This is a genomic window from Paenibacillus athensensis, from assembly GCF_004514475.2.
In the GTDB taxonomy this organism is placed as follows: Bacteria; Bacillota; Bacilli; order Paenibacillales; family NBRC-103111; genus Paenibacillus_AL; species Paenibacillus_AL athensensis.
On the sequence record NZ_MYFO02000001.1, the window covers coordinates 779,896 to 794,853 of the forward strand.

The following is a 14,958-nucleotide window of genomic DNA, read 5'->3' on the forward strand; positions in this document are numbered from 1 at the left end:
GGCAAAACGCCGTGTTCTCCATCGCGCAAGTCCATATGCTTCGCAAGCGATCAGAAGACGTGGCATAAGCTGCGCCATATAAAAGCCGCAACAGGCTCCTGAAGCCATACGCCCTCAGACGAACGATTGGACGCCTGAATCGTTTCACCATCGAAGACGGAAACCCGATGAGCCGTAACGCCCCAGTGATCCTCTAGCTCCAGGGCGCAAGCAGCGGATGCCTGCCCGGCTCCATGCTTTCGTTAATCCCCGGCAGCACCAGCTGCAGCTCGGACCATTCCTCGCCGTTCAGCCTCACCTCGCCGTCGCAGGAGCCGCCCACAAGTAACCACCCCTCCCGGCTCTCTAGCAAAGCACGCGGCGTAATGAGCCGTTCTTCCCCCGCTCGGCGCACCTTGAGCCAGCTCTGCCATTCAATCGCCCGGCGAATCAGCTCCTTGCGGGTCGATCCGTGATAGCTGCGGGATTCCTTCAGCCAGCTCACCGGAATATCCGGCAGCTGCGGGTACAGATCGGCAGGCCCATCGAATTGTCCATCCACCTCGTAAAGCGCAGCGGCGTCTCGACCGTATACCCAGCCGTCCAGCAGCTCCGCTTCCATCGACTTCTCCTCGTCCATCGCTTGTGCCGATGGCGGCGGAGAGGCCGCTCCCGGCGTCCACCCCATCAACCGCAGCTGCTTGTGCAAAGCGGGCAACGCCGTTCGGCTGACGATAAAATGCCGCTCACCCACCGCTTCGTCCAAGTACGGCCGGCAGCGCTCGCTTGCCGCCAGCGCCGTGGCCATTTCCGGCGAATCGCAGACGAGCAGCGTCACTTCTTGGAACCGCACCTTGCCGTACTGCTCGCCCCATTCCCGCAACGCGCGTTCCACCGCTTCGGGCAGCGCTTGTCCTGCCCGATTCCAGCGCGCCAGCAAGGCCAGCGCGGCTTCCGCGCTGCCGCCGCGCTCGCAGGCGCGATGGAACGCCTCTTGCGTCAGCCGGTAGACACGCAGCTCGTCGGAATGCTGCAGCTCAGCCATAGCAGCAATTTGCCATTCAACGGACAGCGGCACGCCAGGCGGCAGAAGCAGTTCAAAATCCGGCTGCACATACAATCGGCAGGCCGCATCCGCAGGAATGTCCGCTGCGTCGGCAGCCGTTGCGGCGAAATCAAAAGCGCTGGAAAGCGGACTGTCAAGGTCTGACAGTGCGGGCTGGAGCGGCTTTGGAACCGCAGAGGACGGCTCCTGTCCGATCTTCCAGCGGTACCACAGTGCACCGGCGCTATCCTGCGCCAGCTCCAGCCAGCCGAGCGCGTGCAGCGGCGTCAGCCAGCGCTCGCGCACCCCGCGGACGAGCTCCGCTTCGTCCGCGCCAGGCTCGGCGGCGTAGGCCGCCAGCCAGCCGCCGAGCGCCGCGGCTGGCTGCCAGCCCGCGCCGCCGGCGCGCTCCAGCAGCGCGATCGCGTGCTGCTGCCAAACCGGCTGCGGCGCCTGCACCGCGCGCCACAGCCCATACAGGCGGCCCATTTGCTCCGCATAGGGCCGCGACAGCCATGCGCCCAGCGCCGCGGGGCGCAGTACGAGTCGGCCTGCCGCCCGGCCGAGCAGGCCCAGCCGCATCGCCGCGTCGAGCAGCACGGCGAGGCCAAGCCCGCACGCGTCGGAAAACGCGTGCGACAGTCCACAGCCGGCCAGCGGCTCGGCCGGCAGCGCGTGGCGCTCGGCGAGCCGGGCGAGCGCCTTTTTATGCGGCGCGCCCTTGGCCGTCAGCGGCACATCGAGCCGGTCGAATTCCGCCAGCAGGTGGAATAGCTGCTGGGCCATGCCGCGCGGATTCGCGCCGGCCGGCAGCTCCAGCAGCTCCAGCTCGGACTCCGGCACTACGTCCGGCACCGGCCCATGCTCTCGTCCTCGCTGCTCCTGCGCTCGCCCTAATCCCGGATCCGGCTCCCAGCCCCGCTCCTGACCTTGCCCTCGCTCTAATCCCGCCCCCGGCTCCCAGCCCCGCTCCTGCCCTTGCCCTCGCTCTAATCCCGGCCCTGGCTCCCGGCCCTGCCCTTGCCCTCGCTCTAATCCCAGACCCGGCTCTCGTCCAGGTTCCTGCCCTTGCCCTCGCTCTAATCCCAGCCCCTGCTTCCCTCTCTGCTCTCGCCTCCGACCTTCCCCTCGCTCCTGTTCCCACCATCGCTCCTGCTCCTGCTCCTGCCCTTGACCTAATTCCTGCCCTCGCCCTTCCCCCCAGCTTCCCGCAAGCGGCAACGAGGGCAGCAGCAGCGCCTGCCAGACGGCGAAGCCGTCCTCGGGCAGCGCGTACAGCCTTTCGCCCCATGTTTTGCGAAAGGCAACGATAACGCCACGGGCCCGCAGGCCGGCCAGCCCGACGCGCACAGCCGCTCCCGCCGTCGCGCCGTCAAGCTGCCGTTCCAGCGCAGCGGGCGCAAACGGTTCGCTGCCCATGCGGCGAACGATCAGCGCCAACGTGCAGCGCTCGGCCTGCGACAGCTGAGACAGCAACCGGGCCAGCTCAGCGGCTTCTGTCAGCGCCTCCTGCAGCGACAAGCCGCGACTTCGCGCCTCCTCCACCCAAGGCTGCTGCTCCAGAAGCTGCCGCACCGCCACGGGGGTTTTTGCCAAAACCTGCTCGTATCTCATACAAAGCCCCCTTCCGCCTCACCCGTTTGATGCGCGGAATCCCTCGCTGCCAAGCGCTCTGCCGCAGTCACCGTTCCTGCGGCCTTCACCAACGACCAGCCGCTCACAGGCTCACTTTGCGCCCAAAACGATTTGCGGACTGCAACCCCCGTACCCGACGATTCGTCACTGGCTGCATATGCTTCCCAGTCCTCGACGGCGTATCGATAGCCCTGCTCGACCAGAAACAACTGGCGCTTGAGCGCAAACTCCTGCTCCTTTGTGCCCTTGCTGATCAGCGAATAAAAAACCGCGCTATTGCCGCCACGCTTGGGCCGCAGCACCCGTCCGAGCCGCTGCGCCTCCTCCTGGCGCGAGCCGAAGCTGCCCGATACTTGAATCGCCACGGACGCGTCCGGCAGATCGACGGCAAAGTTGGCTACTTTGGAAACAATCAGCACGCGCAAGCGGCCCGCCTTAAAGTCGGCGTATAGCTGCTCGCGCCGTTCATGCGGCATCTCGCCGCTGATCAGCGGCGCCCCGGTCCGCTCAGCAATTCGCGTCAGCTGCTCAATATATTGGCCGATCACGAGCGTCGGCTCGCCCCGATGCTGCTGCAGCAGCGCATCGACTGCAGCCAGCTTGGCCGCATTCTCGCCAGCCAGACGGATTTGCCGCCGCGCCCCCGCTTCCCGGTAATCCGCCGCGCAGCCGTCCGCAAGCGGCACGCGAATTTCCCGGCACGCGACCGCAGCCAGCCAGCCCCGCGCCTCCAGCTCCTTCCAGCCCAGCTCAAAGCGCTTGGGACCGACCAGCGAAAAGACGTCGTCTTCCCGCCCGTCCTCGCGCACAAGCGTCGCCGTCAATCCCAGACGGCGCGCCGTCTGAAGCTCGGCGGTGGCCCGGAAGACCGGAGCCGGCAGCAGATGGACCTCGTCATAAATAATCAGCCCCCATTCCCGCTCGTGAAACAGCGCCATATGCCGGAACAGCTCCTGCTTGCCGGACCGATGCGTCAGCATCTGGTATGTGGCAATGGTGACCGGCCGCGTCTCCTTGCGAACGCCCGCATATTCGCCCACCTGCTCGTCCGTCAAAAAGGTTTTGTCGACAATTTCGCGCTTCCACTGCTTGACCGACGTGACATTTGTCGTGAGAATGAGCGTCGCGCTCTGAAATCGGCTCATCGCCGCAATGCCGACGACGGTTTTACCCGCCCCGCACGGCAGCACAAGCACGCCGCTGCCGCCGTCCGCGCCATCGCCGTTCACAAAGGCGTCCACGGCCTGACGTTGGTAATCGCGCAGCGCAAAGCCGTCTTCTTTGCGCAATTGAATATCCACAAATTCTCCCTGTGCATAACCTGCGCGATCGGCAACCGGATAGCCGAGCCGCACCAGCTCGCGCTTGAGCGGACCACGCGCACCGACTGCCACAGCAACGGCGCGTTCACCCCGCCAATCGGCCAAATAATCGCGCACCGACGGCGTAGCCGCCAGTTCCTTGAGCACAACCGTATCGTCGCTGACCAGCTGCAACTCGCCGCTGACCTTTTCCAGCCGCAGCAAGCCGTACCGCTTCATATATTTGCGCAAGCCGCTCTGCACCGCCGCCGGCACGCCAAATTGCGCCCGTTCCTGCAAAAAACGCGCGATTTCCTCCAGCGTCAGCCCCGCTGCAGCGGCATTCCACAACGACAGCGGCGTCATCCGGTACGTATGCAGCCCTTGCGGACTTTTCACCAGCTCGGCAAAGCGCGCCAGTCCCAAGCGCGTTTCCTCCACGCCTTCGCGATCGGCTTCCAGCAGGATTGAGAAATCGTTTTGCACAATAAGCGGACCGTTCGGATTCATCGGACATGCCTCCCCTTTTTTCCTAGTATGAAAAATTAAGGGTTGAATTAAACATCTTGAACATGCTAATCTCGTTGCTAGATTCGAAAGTGACCGGATCGAAAGGAGCCCCGCATATGAAAACCCATCACCGATCCCGAGCGGCCGGCAGCATCAGCGACCCCGCAATAATGAAACGTCTGCTCAGGATGCTGCCGGCCATGCTGACCCTGCTGACGGCTGCCGCTTTGCTGCTCGCACTCGCTGCTGCCTGCTCCGCACGGCCGGAGCCGTCCGCCGCACACGAAATGTTCCGCATCGAACGCGTTATTGACGGCGATACCGTGCAAATCCGGCTGGACGGCCGCAAGGAATCGGTCCGGCTGATCGGCATCGACACGCCCGAGACGAAAAAGCCGGATACGCCCGTGCGCTTCTACGGCCCTGAAGCCAGCGAATTTACTACGCAAAAATTGCAAGGCGCAACCGTCGGTCTGGAATGGGACATCGAGCGGCGTGATCGCTATGGGCGGCTGCTCGCCTATGTGTGGCTTGGAGACGAGCTGTTCAATCGGACGCTGGTCCAACGGGGCTACGCCCGCATCGCCACGTTTCCCCCGAACGTCAAATACGTGGATGCGCTGAAAAAAGATCAAGAAAAAGCCCGCAGCCAAGGGCTCGGACTTTGGCAAAGCTATGAGGATGCATTTCCCACAGAGGGGCGTCGTTAATTCGGGCTCCTCTAATTTTACGCTACGTATCCATGCGAACGGCCTTCATCTGGGCGATCAGACACAGCTCCGCCGCTTTGAAGGCGTGCTCCTGCGTCATCGCCAGCTCCGTGCGATGCAAGCAGTCGAGAATCAGCCTTCCGAAATACGGATAGCCGACCTGGCCGCTCAGGCTGAAATGCTTTTCGCCGCTGCCGTTGACCAGATACAGCTGATCTCCCTGCGGATCGCGGGCAATATCGATATATTTGCGCAGCTCCATGTATCCTTCCGTGCCCAGGATGATCGTCCGCCCGTCGCCCCACGTCCCGAGCCCGTCCGGAGTCAGCCAGTCCACGCGAAAATAGTTCGTCGCCCCGTTATCGCCAACGAGCGTCGCATCGCCGTAATCCTCCAGCTCGGGGAAAGCCTTGTTGGCATAATTCGCCACCTTGCTGCTGGTCACGACCGCGTCTTTGCACCCGGCAAAATACAGAAACTGCTCGATCTGATGGCTTCCGATATCGCACAAAATGCCCCCGTATAACGAGCGGTCAAAAAACCACGGCGGCCGCGATGCTGCATTCAAGCGATGCGGACCGAGGCCCAGCACCTGCACAACGCGCCCGATCGCGCCTTCTTCAATCAACTGCCCGGCAAACACCGCGCTCTCCACGTGCAGCCGCTCGCTGTAGTATACGGCATATTTAAGCCCGGTTTCCGCCGTTTTCGCTTTGGCCTGCGCCAACTGCTCCAGCGTCGTAAACGGCGTTTTATCGGTAAAATAATCTTTGCCGTGACTCATCGCTCTCAGCCCGAGCGCACAGCGCTCCGCCGGCACGGCTGCACCGGCAATCAAGCGGACTTCCCGGTCCTGCATAATCTCCTGCTCCGATCGGGCAATGCGCACCTCGGGATACACGGCGCAAAATGCGGCAACCTTGGCCGGATCGGAATCGTATACCCATTTGAGCGTAGCGCCCGCTTCCCGCAAGCCGTTGCACATGCCGTAAATATGACCGTGATCCAGCCCGATGGCGGCAAAAATAAATTCGCCAGGCGTTACGACCGGATTCGGTTTACCGGCAGGCGCATAATTCATTCCGTCATGTTTTTGCAAGCTGCTTCTCCCCTTCTCCCGGCAACCTAGCGGACCTCAAGCTTGGATTTCTGGATCCGCTCCTGCAGATGATGCTCGAACAGCTCCTCGTCGATTGGCAAGTCGACCCAGTTGTCCGTCCACGTCGACAGCAGCATGGCATTGGACAGCGTCAGACCGCGAATGCCTTCTTCGCCGGGCGCAATCAGCGGCGCGCCGTGCAGCACGGCGTCGACCCAATTTTGCATGATGCCCTTGTGTCCGCTTTCCTCGCCTTCGATGGGCACCTCGCATTTCCAGCATTCCGGCTGGCCGAACAAGCCGGTGTACGAGCGGTTGAATTCCGGCTCCGGGACGCGCAGCCGCCAGAACGACAGCTTGCCGTCTTCAACGACGATTTTGCCGCGGTCGCCAACCAGCTCCAGACGATTCGTACCCGGCGCTTCGCCCGTCGAAGTTACGAACAAGCCTGTCGCCCCGTTGCCATATTCCACGTAAGCGGTTACGTCATCTTCCACTTCGATTTGATGATATTTGCCAAAGTGGCAAAATGCCCGCACCTTGGTCGGCATCATCCCGATTGTCCACTGCCACAGATCAATTTGATGCGGAGCCTGATTGATCAGCACGCCTCCGCCCTCGCCGGCCCAAGTCGCCCGCCAGCCGCCGGAATTGTAATAGCTCTGCGCGCGATACCAATTGGTAATGATCCAGTTGGTTCGGCGAATGGCCCCGAGCTCTCCAGCCGCGACCAGATCCTTCACCTTGGCGTACAGCGGATTCGTCCGCTGGTTGTAGACCATGCTGAACACCGTGCCTGCTGCTTGCGCCGCTTCGTTCATCTGCCGCACCTGGCGCGTCGCCACGCCCGCCGGCTTCTCGCACAGCACATGCAGCCCTCTGGCAAACGCCATCTGGGCGGTTATCGGATGATCGTAATGCGGTGTCGCAATCACAACGCCGTCAACCAGTCCGGAGTCAAGCAGCGCTTGCGGTTCGGCAAATATCGCCACCTCGCTGCCCAACTGCTCCTTGGCCCAAGCGGCACGCTCAACGCGCGGGTCACAAACCGCCGTGAGCCGACCGCCGGCAACCTCGCCAGCCGCCAAGTAACGCGCATGTCCCGCCCCCATGTTACCTAATCCAATAATGCCTATTCTCATCGCCTTGTCCGTCATCGATTCAACCTCACCTTTCCTGCCGCCAGTTGTTATCAGGTTCACGATTTCAATGTAACACATGCGGTGCCTGCGATTCCTGTCGGCAATTGACCTCGTTGTTGCGTGAGTTGACCGATGATCGAGCAAACGTTTTGATTTCCTTATTTTTCCTTTATAGGAAAAGATGTTGTTTCAATCTTACTTTGGACGGGTATGTAAGCATATAAAGCCTCGACCACTATCCATGCTGAAAGGAGACCTATTGCATGACAACCCAATACGCCAAATTTGCCAAGATTCAGGTCAACTCCCCCGGACGGGGCATGCAGACGTCCCTGACGCTGCCTTCCTCTTATACGATTGGTTCTTCGGGCGGCTACATCCATTTTTATGTTGGCTTGGGCGATTACGAATGCGGGATTTCCACCGATTACGGTACGTCAGGCTGGCGCTGGTTCGCGAGCAGCGGCGCTGTTACCGGAACCGATGCCGGCGGCACGGTCGGCGAGTTCGCCCAACGCGACACGGTCAATATTAAGCTGACACTCGACGATACAGACAACAAAGCCAAATTTTATGTCAATGGCGCGCTCAAGCATACCTTTTCGCCGTCCTATACGTCCAGTACCGCTTTTGACAATTGCAGGCTGATTCTGGGAGCGTTGACGACCACATTTTCCACTGTTCCCGATCCGCTCCCGGCCTGGCAGGTGTTCCATGATCAAGTTACAGCCAGCGGTCTGATGTACAAAAACGCCAACCGGGCTTGGCTCAATATCAAAGCTGCAAATGCTACGCCAACCGTCTTTCATACCCCCGGCAGCAAAACGCCGAATCCGCAGAATTACAGCTTCGACTCGTCCCAGCTGTCCAGCTCGCGCGTATACGGCTCGATCCAATCGTATTAGCCTGACGAAAAAGCACCTGACTCTCAGCGTGAGAGCAGGTGCTTGCGCTTGCAGCTTACCTGGTTCCGACAGGCGTTTTGTCGACGGAAATGCGGCTCAAGGCTTGTCCGGCCTCGTCTTCAAAAATGTTGCGCACGGCAAGGTCACCGATGGCGACGACGCCGATCAGTTGGCCGTTTTCCACGACCGGCAAGCGTCGCACTTGCTCCTTAGCCATGATTTTGGCCGCTTCGTCAACCGTTGTGCTCGCTTCAATCGTTGCGATGCCTTCGGTCATTACTTCCTGCACCGCTGTCGAGCCGGATTTCTTCTCGGCATAGCCGCGAATGACAAGGTCGCGGTCAGTAACCACGCCGAGCAGCTTCTTATTTTCTACGACGGGAATAAAGCCGATATCGTGCTGCTTCATTTTTAATGCAATCTCAAATACGTTGTCTTGCAGCGTCACGCTCACGCAATCCTTAGCCATAATTTCTTTGACTGTCTTTGCCATGTTCGTTTTCCCCCTTCGCATGATCGCGCAGGCAAGTCCAAGCGCAAAACGTTTGATCAGCCTGCTGCATGCTTATCGTCTGTCGAAAGGGTAGAAATGATTCATGCCATATAATCCAATGCCATTGACAAAAGCAGCTGCCCGGCCTGCAGCATCGAGCGTTCGTCAAGGTCAAATTTCGGATGGTGATGCGGATGGACGATGCCGGCGTCAGCATTGCCTGCACCAACGAACATATAGCAGCCCGGACGGTGCTGCAAATAATAGGCAAAATCCTCACCCGCCATAATCAGCGGCGCGCGGTGCGTCCGTTCTTCACCGGCCAATTGCCCGCCGACCCGGATAAATCGCGCCGCCTCGGCTTCATCATTAACAACCGGCGGATAGCCTGGGCGGTAATCGACCTCTCCTTGCGCGCCAAACATCGCACACGTCGCTGCCGTGATGCTTTCGATGCGCTCGCGAATCATGTCCCGCAGCGTCGTCTCGTACGTACGAACGGTGCCGCGCAGCGTGCAGCTTTCCGCAAGCACGTTGAAGCTACTTCCGGCCTGAAAGGAACCAACGCTAACGACGCGCGGCTCGACCGGATCGGTCTGGCGGCTTACGATCGATTGCAAATTGACGACCAGATGCGAGCCGACCACGACGCTGTCAATCGCCTGATGCGGCAACCCGGCATGCCCGCCTTTGCCTTGCAGACGGATCGTGAATTCGTCCGGAGCCGCCATCATCGGGCCTTCGCGGCAGTAGATGTGGCCGACCGGGAACGGCGTCCACAAATGAACGCCATACACGGCGTCGACGCCGTCCAACGCACCGGCTGCGATCATCGCCGCGGCGCCGCCCGGCGTCGTTTCCTCGGCATGCTGGAACACAAACACCAGCGTTCCCGGCAGCCGGCCCTGCAGCAAGCTTGCCGTCTTGGCGACGCCAAGCAGCGTCGATGTGTGCGCATCATGTCCGCAGGCATGCATCACGCCGGGTACCGTGGAGGCGTATTCGCAATTTTTTTCGTCTTGAATCGGCAGCGCGTCCATATCGGCGCGAAGCGCTACGGTCGGCCCGGGCAGCGCGCCCCGCAGCGTTCCGACAACGCCTGTACCGCCTACGCCGGTGCGTACCTCCAGCCCCCAGTCCTGCAGCTGCCGGGCGACAAATTCCGCCGTCTTATGTTCCTGAAAGCTTAGCTCGGGATGCCGGTGCAAATACCGGCGCCAGCCGACCATTTCCTCGTACAGCCCGGCAAAGCCGCTCAGCCATTCGTTCATTCGGCAAGCCCCCTTTCGCCCGTCTAACGGTTTGTTCCTTATTTTATCAAATATCGGATTTCGTTTCACCTACAAAAAGCGCCATCAAATATTAGAAATTAAGCCTTGCAATCGACTTGCGCAAGCTGGGGAAACATACTATCATGAATAAAGAATGCATACGTACAATGATGGAGGCGTTAAAACGTGATTATTGAAGCAAACGGCTTGAAAGGCCTGACCAGCGATCTGGCCCACCTCGACGACGTAACGACGAAACTCGGTTTCGTGCGTTGGCAATGGGAATACTATCGCGCAACCTACGACCTGAAAATTGAAGATAAAAAGAGCGAATACTTTCTGCGCATCAACGCGCGCGCAACCGAAGGCAAGCTCGAATCCCCTTATGCCGTTCTGGCGCTGGAAGAAGCGTACATCGGCGAGGTTTCCTTCCCGCACGGTCTTGACTACAATACGCCGATTCCCGACGCTGTAATGAAAGTCGCTCAGCAGAAGATCAACGAGCTGCAGCACGCGCTGGCTGAATAAGCAGGGCCTGAGGATGACGCCGCCGCGCAGAGGAACGCCTGATTTTTTGCTGCTTTTTTTGACGTTTCTGCTCGTTTGCTTTGGACTTGCTATGGTATTCAGCTCCAGCTCGATGACGACGGCCTATACAAAGGGAGATCCCTGGTTTTTCACCAAAAGGCAGCTGATGGCGGTTGCACTCGGCACTGTCTTTATGCTGTTTTGCATGAACATCCATTTTACGAAACTCAAGAAGCTGGTGCTGCCAGCTTTTCTCGTTATTTTGGGCATGCTTGTGCTCGTGCCGTTTATCGGTACCGTAACGAAGGGCGCGCGCAGCTGGTTTTATTTCGGTTCGTTCGGCCTGCAGCCGACGGAGTTCGCCAAGCTGGCCATCATCTTGTATCTGGCCTCGCTGATCAGTAACAAGGACGAGAAATTCCGCGATTTCAAAAAAGGGCTGCTGCCCGCTTTGCTTGTCGTCGGCTTCGTCTGCTTCCTGATCATGCTCCAGCCGGATCTGGGCTCCTGTATGATCGTGATGGCCTGCGCTGCGATCGTCATTCTCGTCGGCGGCGCCAATCTCAAGCATTTGTTTTATCTGGGCACCGGCTTTTCCGCCATTGGCGCAATGGGTGTCATCTTGTATTTGCTGCGCGGCTCCTCGGGCCAACAAAACTACCGGGTGGAGCGGCTGACCTCATTTATGGACCCGTGGGCGCATCAGCTTGACGAGGGGTATCAGATTGTGCAATCGCTGTTCGCGTTTGGTCACGGAGGTTTGACGGGCGCCGGCTTTGGACAAGGCATCCAGAAGCTTCATTATTTGCCGGAAGCGCATAACGACTTTATTTTTTCCATCATCGGCGAAGAGCTGGGCTTTATCGGCGGCGCGTTGTTTTTGCTGATTTACCTGCTGTTCATTTGGCGCGGTATTCTCGTTGCCGTCCGCTGCCCGGACAGCTTTGGCATGCTGACCGGCGTCGGCATTATGGGCATGCTGGGCGCGCAAGCCATCATTAACATCGGCGGTGTCACCAGCACCATTCCGCTGACCGGCGTTACCCTGCCGCTCATCAGCTACGGCGGCTCCTCGATGATGGCTTCGTTAATCAGCATGGGCATTTTACTCAGCATTTCCCGCGAGCAAAACCGGCTATCGCCTTCGGCAGCATCAAAAAGAACCTGATCCCGGCAAAGGGACAGGTTCTTCGTTTGTTTACGTAGTTATTTTACGCGGTGCGCTTCTTCAATTTCCTCTTCCTTAAAAGCCACGCCTTCCACCTTGACATTGACTTCCACTACGTTCAGGCCGGTCATATTCTCGACCGCTTCTCTGACATTTTCCTGCAATTCGCGACAAACGTCCTGAATGCGGGAACCGTAGTTGACAATGACGCGCAGATCAATCGCCGCTTCCACTTGTCCGACCTCGACGGAAACGCCTTTTTGCACGTTTTTGCCGCTCAGTCGTTTCGCGAGTCCTTCCGAAATTCCCCCGGACATGCCGGCAATGCCTGGAGTTTCCAAAGCGGCGAGTCCGGCAATGGTCGCTACTACGTCATCGGATATGCGAATTAAGCCGGTTTGAAGTTCTTCGGACATACGGATCAACTCCCTGTTCTATAATAAGTCTATTGTAATAAGAACGCTTCCCGAAAGCAAGAAGCGCGGCCGATTCGGCAAAATCCGATTTACTTTACCCGCAAAAATGGGTATAGTAAAAAAAGCTTTATTACATAGAAATATCCAAAATCAGGGGACTCGGAGGGTTACGCGTTGAAAGGGAAATTGTTTAACATTGGATTGATTGGTACGTTTGTACTGAGCGCGGCCGCACATTATCTGCACATGGATTCGACGCTGCAATTTGTGATTTCTGCAATCACCATCATTTTTGTCGCCGGCTTTCTAGGCAAAGCGACAGAAAGCGTCGCCCACTACGCGGGCGAACGGATGGGCGGCTTCCTGAATGCGACATTCGGCAACGCCGCCGAGCTGATCATCGCGATCTTCCTCGTCAAAGACGGCTTGTTTGAAGTGGTCAAGGCAAGTCTGACCGGCTCGATTATCGGCAATCTGCTGCTCGTGCTCGGCTTGAGCGTTCTGGCAGGCGGCTTGAAATTCAAGGAGCAGAAATTCAACATCAAGCTGGCTTCGCACAATGCCTCGCTCATGCTGCTTGGCGTCATTGCGCTGTTCATTCCGGCCGTCTTCGCCGGCAGCCTGACCAAGCACGAGACAACAGGCATGAGTCTTGTCGTGGCGGGCGTACTGATTGTCGCTTACGCACTGTGGCTCGTATTCTCAATGGTGACGCATAAAAACGAACTGTCCGAAGAATCGATTGAGCACGGCGAAGCGACCTGGTCAAAAGGCAAATCGATTCTGTACCTCGTCATCGCCACCGTCATGGTTGCCTTCACCAGCGAATGGCTTGTCGGCACACTGGAAGAAGTATCGCATAAATTCGGATTGTCCGACCTGTTCGTCGGTGCGTTTCTGGTTGCGATCATCGGCAACGCTGCCGAGCACAGCGCAGCCGTAATGATGGCGCTCAAAAACAAAATGGGCGCTGCTGTAGAAATCGCAGTCGGCAGCTCGCTGCAAATTGCCTTGTTCGTTGCTCCGGTTCTGATTGTGATCAGCTTCCTGATGGGCAACACAATGAACATTGTGTTCACGACCTATGAGCTGGCCGCTATTGCCGTCGCCGTCCTCATCACCAAATCGATCTCCCAGGACGGCTCGACCAACTGGTACGAAGGCGTGCTGCTGCTTGCTGTATACGGTATTCTTGGCGTTGTTTTCTTTCTCGTCTAAGGTTCGCTCTGCCGCTATATAACCACAAAAAAAGTGACCCGACTGAGGGTCACTTTTTGCTGTTGAGCGCTTCATAAAGCTGAGCCAAATTCCGCTCCAGCTTGCTTAAAATTTGCTTTCCGGCCGTTTCCGTAATCAAGCCGGCGCGAATCGCAAAATCGATTTCTCTGGAAAGTCCGTACATTTGCGTGTCCAGCACTTCTTCATAGAGCGGACATTGACGGGTCGTCAGGTTCTCCATCTGAACCTCGATCAGCTTTTCGATTTTATTGGCATCTTCTTGCAGAAGGGTGAGCGCTTTATGATTCAAGTTCAACAATAGATCAGATGAAGACATTATGGCTTCCTCCCTGTACGGCTAGTCATCCGTCCTTATATGATCTATATTAAGCGAAATCGAGCCAATATACAAGAGAAGGTATCCCGGCTCAACGGCCGAAATACCTTCTCATTGGTGAACTACGCTTCCGTGATCGAAAGACCGTGTTTCTCGAATACTTCCTTCATAGCCGCCTTGGCTTCGTCTTCATCGGGGCCGTGAACGTGCAGGGCGTATTGGCCGTTGTTCAGCAATGTCGTGAACAGACCGAGAATGCTTTTGACATCGATATACTTATTATCATACTGCAGTACGATGGAAGAGCGGAATTTGTTAGCGGTTTGCGAGATCTCAACGATGGCTGCATTATTCGACATAGGGCATTCCTCCAATTTCTCATTTGACTTTCTCTATGATAACGTGTAAAGCGCTGCGAACGCAACAACTTTTTCCAAGTCGCGCGGAAAACGGGCATAACGCCCTAGGCCCGGGTACAAGCCGTTTTTTACGCTTTGCTCGACAGCTTCGTCTTCATCCAGCTCCCCAGCATGATCAGCCCGACAAACACCAGCAGCAAGAGCAGCAGGCGATTCTTGTAATGGCGAATATGCAGCAAATCGTGAGCGATCACCGATTCGAGAAAAATCATCGGCAACTTGCCGAGCAGCGTCGCCGCAATAAATGTGCCGGTTGAAATTCGCGTCAGCCCCGCTCCCAAATTGATGACGGACGAAGGAAAAATCGGAATGAGCCTGCCAATGAATACATAAAAAAATCCCTGACGCTCCATTCGCTCGCTGAACTGCTGAATCGCCGCAAAGCGGTGCAGCCGCTTCGCCACCCAATCGTGGGCAAAATAGCGGGAGATCAAAAAGCAAGCGACCGCTCCAAGACAAGACATCGTGTAATTAACGACAAATCCCGTTTTGATGCCAAAAATGGCGACATTCGCGCTGGCAACAACGACAAACGGAATAAAGGGAAATACGGTTTGCAAAAAGACGAGCGCCATGCCCATCAGCTTGCCGTAAATTCCCATCGCCTTCAAATGTGCGCTAAGCTGATACATGTGGCTATGTGTCAGTTTCACTCCGGTTTTCGTATGAAACAACAAGTAGGCCAGCGCCCCCAAGAGCACGAGCGGCAGCAGCAGCTTGATGATATGTTTTCTTTTAAACAAGGGCAAAATCGGACCATCCTTCCTGTTGTCCCTATTGTA

At 57.8% G+C, this 14,958-nt stretch carries 15 protein-coding genes; 5 read left to right on the forward strand and 10 right to left on the reverse strand.

Going from position 1 to position 14,958, the window contains the following annotated elements; genetic code table 11:
* Positions 1-193: 193 nt before the first annotated feature.
* Positions 194-2,638, reverse strand: coding sequence for a helicase-associated domain-containing protein (locus B5M42_RS03575; protein ID WP_134756268.1), 2,445 nt, complete (start codon positions 2,636-2,638; stop codon positions 194-196).
* On the reverse strand, positions 2,635-4,470 hold the full coding sequence (locus B5M42_RS03580) for a DNA repair helicase XPB (RefSeq protein ID WP_134756270.1): 1,836 nt from the start codon (positions 4,468-4,470) through the stop codon (positions 2,635-2,637). The genes B5M42_RS03575 and B5M42_RS03580 overlap by 4 nt, the downstream gene beginning before the upstream one ends.
* Before the next feature lie 116 nt (positions 4,471-4,586).
* On the opposite strand from B5M42_RS03580, the gene B5M42_RS03585 reads away from it, so the two are divergent.
* Positions 4,587-5,180 carry a thermonuclease family protein gene (locus B5M42_RS03585; protein WP_167690196.1) on the forward strand — a complete coding sequence of 198 codons (594 nt, stop codon included), beginning with the start codon at positions 4,587-4,589 and terminating at the stop codon, positions 5,178-5,180.
* 22 nt (positions 5,181-5,202) lie between these two features.
* On the opposite strand, the gene B5M42_RS03590 is transcribed toward B5M42_RS03585, so the two are convergent.
* Positions 5,203-6,279, reverse strand: a complete 1,077-nt coding sequence (locus B5M42_RS03590; protein WP_134756274.1) for a Gfo/Idh/MocA family protein — start codon at positions 6,277-6,279, stop codon at positions 5,203-5,205.
* Between the two features lie 26 nt (positions 6,280-6,305).
* Complete coding sequence (locus B5M42_RS03595) at positions 6,306-7,436, reverse strand: Gfo/Idh/MocA family protein (protein ID WP_134756317.1); 1,131 nt, start codon at positions 7,434-7,436, stop codon at positions 6,306-6,308.
* Between the two features lie 248 nt (positions 7,437-7,684).
* On the opposite strand from B5M42_RS03595, the gene B5M42_RS03600 reads away from it, so the two are divergent.
* On the forward strand, positions 7,685-8,326 hold the full coding sequence (locus B5M42_RS03600) for a hypothetical protein (RefSeq protein ID WP_134756276.1): 642 nt from the start codon (positions 7,685-7,687) through the stop codon (positions 8,324-8,326).
* Positions 8,327-8,381: 55 nt separating this feature from the next.
* Here the strand turns inward: B5M42_RS03600 and B5M42_RS03605 are convergent, their stop codons facing one another.
* Both B5M42_RS03605 and B5M42_RS03610 read right to left on the reverse strand, forming a co-directional pair.
* Positions 8,382-8,819, reverse strand: coding sequence for a CBS domain-containing protein (locus tag B5M42_RS03605; protein WP_134756278.1), 438 nt, complete (start codon positions 8,817-8,819; stop codon positions 8,382-8,384).
* Between the two features lie 101 nt (positions 8,820-8,920).
* Positions 8,921-10,090, reverse strand: a complete 1,170-nt coding sequence (locus B5M42_RS03610) for an amidohydrolase (RefSeq protein WP_134756280.1) — start codon at positions 10,088-10,090, stop codon at positions 8,921-8,923.
* Positions 10,091-10,276: 186 nt separating this feature from the next.
* Here B5M42_RS03610 and B5M42_RS03615 point away from each other — a divergent pair, with 186 nt between their 5' ends.
* Positions 10,277-10,618: a YugN family protein gene (locus tag B5M42_RS03615; RefSeq protein WP_134756282.1), complete on the forward strand. Its 342-nt coding sequence runs from the start codon at positions 10,277-10,279 to the stop codon at positions 10,616-10,618.
* Between the two features lie 13 nt (positions 10,619-10,631).
* A complete protein-coding gene (ftsW, locus tag B5M42_RS03620; protein ID WP_134756284.1) occupies positions 10,632-11,786 on the forward strand; it encodes a putative lipid II flippase FtsW in 1,155 nt (384 codons plus the stop codon).
* Between the two features lie 38 nt (positions 11,787-11,824).
* Here the strand turns inward: ftsW and B5M42_RS03625 are convergent, their stop codons facing one another.
* Positions 11,825-12,202: an Asp23/Gls24 family envelope stress response protein gene (locus B5M42_RS03625; protein ID WP_134756287.1), complete on the reverse strand. Its 378-nt coding sequence runs from the start codon at positions 12,200-12,202 to the stop codon at positions 11,825-11,827.
* Positions 12,203-12,376: 174 nt separating this feature from the next.
* On the opposite strand from B5M42_RS03625, the gene cax reads away from it, so the two are divergent.
* On the forward strand, positions 12,377-13,420 hold the full coding sequence (gene cax / locus B5M42_RS03630; protein WP_134756289.1) for a calcium/proton exchanger: 1,044 nt from the start codon (positions 12,377-12,379) through the stop codon (positions 13,418-13,420).
* Positions 13,421-13,469: 49 nt separating this feature from the next.
* Here the strand turns inward: cax and B5M42_RS03635 are convergent, their stop codons facing one another.
* The 3 genes from B5M42_RS03635 to B5M42_RS03645 all read right to left on the reverse strand — a co-directional run bounded on the left by B5M42_RS03635 (position 13,470) and on the right by B5M42_RS03645 (position 14,919).
* Positions 13,470-13,757, reverse strand: a complete 288-nt coding sequence (locus B5M42_RS03635; protein ID WP_134756291.1) for a YlaN family protein — start codon at positions 13,755-13,757, stop codon at positions 13,470-13,472.
* A gap of 122 nt (positions 13,758-13,879) precedes the next feature.
* The gene (locus B5M42_RS03640) at positions 13,880-14,116 is read right to left on the reverse strand and encodes an HPr family phosphocarrier protein (protein WP_134756293.1); all 237 of its coding nucleotides are present in this window, start codon (positions 14,114-14,116) and stop codon (positions 13,880-13,882) included.
* A gap of 128 nt (positions 14,117-14,244) precedes the next feature.
* Positions 14,245-14,919, reverse strand: coding sequence for a TVP38/TMEM64 family protein (locus tag B5M42_RS03645; RefSeq protein ID WP_230632604.1), 675 nt, complete (start codon positions 14,917-14,919; stop codon positions 14,245-14,247).
* Positions 14,920-14,958: the final 39 nt, after the last annotated feature.

Coding starts and splice junctions, on each gene's coding strand:
- B5M42_RS03575 (WP_134756268.1), bottom strand. CDS start 2,638: ATGAGATACGAGCAGGTTTTGGCAAAAACCCCCGTGGCGGTGCGGCAG.
- B5M42_RS03580 (WP_134756270.1), bottom strand. CDS start 4,470: ATGAATCCGAACGGTCCGCTTATTGTGCAAAACGATTTCTCAATCCTG.
- B5M42_RS03585 (WP_167690196.1), top strand. CDS start 4,587: ATGAAAACCCATCACCGATCCCGAGCGGCCGGCAGCATCAGCGACCCC.
- B5M42_RS03595 (WP_134756317.1), bottom strand. CDS start 7,436: ATGACGGACAAGGCGATGAGAATAGGCATTATTGGATTAGGTAACATG.
- B5M42_RS03600 (WP_134756276.1), top strand. CDS start 7,685: ATGACAACCCAATACGCCAAATTTGCCAAGATTCAGGTCAACTCCCCC.
- B5M42_RS03605 (WP_134756278.1), bottom strand. CDS start 8,819: ATGGCAAAGACAGTCAAAGAAATTATGGCTAAGGATTGCGTGAGCGTG.
- B5M42_RS03610 (WP_134756280.1), bottom strand. CDS start 10,090: ATGAACGAATGGCTGAGCGGCTTTGCCGGGCTGTACGAGGAAATGGTC.
- ftsW (WP_134756284.1), top strand. CDS start 10,632: ATGACGCCGCCGCGCAGAGGAACGCCTGATTTTTTGCTGCTTTTTTTG.
- B5M42_RS03625 (WP_134756287.1), bottom strand. CDS start 12,202: ATGTCCGAAGAACTTCAAACCGGCTTAATTCGCATATCCGATGACGTA.
- B5M42_RS03635 (WP_134756291.1), bottom strand. CDS start 13,757: ATGTCTTCATCTGATCTATTGTTGAACTTGAATCATAAAGCGCTCACC.
- B5M42_RS03640 (WP_134756293.1), bottom strand. CDS start 14,116: ATGTCGAATAATGCAGCCATCGTTGAGATCTCGCAAACCGCTAACAAA.